At 30.5% G+C, this 1,598-nt stretch carries 1 protein-coding gene; it reads right to left on the reverse strand.

Features of this window, described 5'->3' with window-relative positions; genetic code table 11:
* A partial coding sequence (locus R5Z65_RS10095) for a SpaA isopeptide-forming pilin-related protein (RefSeq protein ID WP_317368936.1) occupies positions 1 to 1,598 on the reverse strand: 1,598 nt, incomplete at both ends.

A 1,598-nucleotide genomic window follows, 5' to 3' on the forward strand; every position in this document is an offset into this window, starting at 1 on the left:
TCTGCTAAAGGCTCTTTTGTAATGCTATCCATTTTCTTAATACCCAGTCCTGCATTTTTTCTATTTTCAAAAGTTACTGTAACAGAAGAAGTATCATCTTTATTAAGCCATACTGTTTGAGCTTGTTCTACCATAACATAGCCTGTTGGTGCTTTAGTTTCTTCAATAATGTAGCCACCAGCTTTAAGTCCTGTAACAACTGCAACACCATTATGATTAGTAATTACATTTGCAATAGTTGTTCCGTGTGTACCACTAGAATTTCCATCTGATATAATACTAATTGAAAAATGAGCTCCAGCTAAAGGTTCTCCTGTATCTGCGTCTACCTTTTTAATTACAATAGAATTTTTAGCTACATTTTCAACTGTTATTTCTTTGCTTTCGCCAGCATTTAAGAAAAATTCATAAGTACCTGTACCTTGTATTTCATATCCTTGTGGAGCTTGTGTTTCTTGAAGTTTATACCAACCTTGTTGTAGTGTTCCTGTTGGTATTTCAATTTTACCACGTTCATCTGTAATATAATCTCCGATTTTTTTAACTGCTCCATTTTGAGTAGTTGCATAAAAAAGGCTAAATTTAGCACCTTTTAAAGGCTCTTTTCCAACACTTCCTATTTTGTTAATAGTTAAATTTGGTTTTTTAGCATTTTCAAATATTACTTCAACTGTATTTGCACCTGTTTGATTTGGCTTTAAAAATACAAATTTTGTATTATCTTCTGATAATAAATAACCTTTTGGTGCTTGTATTTCTTTAATACAATACCAACCATAAGCTAAATTATCTAAAACAATTTCACCATTATCATCTGTAAAATATTCGCCAACTTTTTCAACTAATCCTTGAGTTGTATTGTTTTCTGCACGCCATATTTCAAATTTAGCACCTTTTAATAAGTCTTTTGTATCTATATCTCTTTTAATAATTTTAACACTAGGTTTTTTACTATTTTTTATAGTTATTTCATTTATTTTGTCATTTTCAATAACTATTGTTCTTTCTGTTTTATCTAAAATATAGCCATTAGGTGCTTGTATTTCAATTAAAATATAAGTACCACTTACAATATCATCAATAGTAGCTATCCCATCTTCTGTTGGTTCTGTAAAGTATTCTGCACCACCTGTTGTATGTTTAAGCTTAAATCCTGCTCCGTCTAGCAAATCTCCTGTTTCGCTATCTATTTTTGTTATTCTAAGGCTTGTTTTAGGTTGATTTTCATATGTTATAGTTGTTTCTTCTCCCCATTTTAAAATAGCAACTTTTGTTTCATTAGATAAAATGTAACCATTAGGAGCTTTAACTTCTTTTATTTCATAGCTACCTTGTTTTAAGTTATCAATAGTAATTGTGCCATCTGCACCTGTTGTAAATTCTTGCTCATAATTAAAAAGTGGGTTAGATATTTTTAATATTGCACCTTGTAAAGGTTGCCCTGTAACTGCGTCTATCTTTTTAATTTTTAGTTTTCCATAAGGGTTATTTTCAAATCTAACTTGTGGATATAGTGTTGCATTTGTTTGATTTTCTACTTGTACTGTTTGAGAATTTTGCCCTAAAGCTAAATCAAAGTTAGGGGGTGGGGTAATTTC

Origin of the sequence: uncultured Tyzzerella sp., from assembly GCF_963558545.1 — a bacterium.
Classification (GTDB): domain Bacteria; phylum Bacillota; class Clostridia; order Lachnospirales; family CAG-274; genus Tyzzerella.